We start from the raw sequence: 1,086 nt of genomic DNA, 5'->3' as shown, positions 1-1,086 counted from the left end.
GAAGTTGTGGGGCGCCGTAGGCGTCCCAGGCAGCTTGTCTGCCGAACACCAACGCCTTGTTAGGTTCGCTTTTTTAGTTTGTCATTCTTGAGATGCTCAAAGAAATCAATGTCATCCCAATTGTTTGATAGTATTTGAAAATATGGGTGTTGGTCTGAGTGCGCTAACAATAGTAGTTTTAGAGACTCTAAGTTGTTTTCTTTGTTCTTGATTTGAGAATCGCTATATTTGTATGTCACTCTTGTTGGAAGATTACCTCCAAACCTAAATGATAAATACCCATTGTCATCAATATTCAAGGTTCCAGAGGAAACTGGATTTTTTGATGTTTTATCAGCATGTTTCGTAAACTGTATAATCTTCTCTTGTAGTGCTAGGAGTTCATTATAAAGAGTGTCGCTTTGAAGATTTCCGTTATTAATCATCCATTTTTTTGCGTATTCTTCGCGATTATCAGCACTTAAGGGATAACGAGCTTTCTCTAATAGAAATTCAACCATTAGATCCAAAAGCTCAACTTCTCTTTTTGTCAGGTTGATACCAAGCTCATCTGCCATTAAGTTCAGCTTATGACTGTAGTTTTGCTTTAAACTTTTTTCTGTAAGATGTTTAGGTATGTTTTTATAATATTTTACAATACCAGCTTTTAATGCGAGTTCTATTGCATAGCCTAATAGTAAAATACTGCATTTATATGCAGCTTCCTTTTCACATATAAGATTCATGCACTTTTTTCTATTAGCCCCAGAATGGGCATTCTTAGATGTTTTTAATACTGTAAATTCATCAAACTTTGTCTTTCCAGCTTCACGCAAAATTTTTGACGAGGTTAATTGAACGTCAGATTCCTTCAGCCATTCTTGAGGGTTCATTGTACCGTTCTCAAATTTTATAGCTGACATGCCTTTCCTTCATTTAGATGTTGAGGATTAGTGGAAGAACCTAACGCTTGCATCAGGGGCTGCGCCGACGGCGCAGTCCCTTGCCTGCACTTGTTAGCTGCATTGTTTAGCACTATGCCCTCTTAAAAGTGAATTGGCAAAAGTGGCCTTTTTTATTAAACGCGGCAGGGTAAAGAGTAGCCAG

1 protein-coding gene is annotated in these 1,086 nt (G+C 37.8%); it reads right to left on the bottom strand.

The window, feature by feature from the left end; all coding sequences use genetic code 11:
- Window positions 1–59: 59 nt before the first annotated feature.
- Window positions 60–902, bottom strand: coding sequence for a hypothetical protein (locus M3P05_RS20385; RefSeq protein ID WP_249701970.1), 843 nt, complete (start codon window positions 900–902; stop codon window positions 60–62).
- Window positions 903–1,086 lie beyond the last annotated feature (184 nt).

This window comes from Parendozoicomonas callyspongiae (assembly GCF_023502345.1).
Classification (GTDB): Bacteria; Pseudomonadota; Gammaproteobacteria; order Pseudomonadales; family Endozoicomonadaceae; genus Sansalvadorimonas; species Sansalvadorimonas callyspongiae.
This window is presented reverse-complemented; position numbering and strand designations above follow the sequence as displayed.

Coding starts and splice junctions, on each gene's coding strand:
- M3P05_RS20385 (WP_249701970.1), bottom strand. CDS start 902: ATGTCAGCTATAAAATTTGAGAACGGTACAATGAACCCTCAAGAATGG.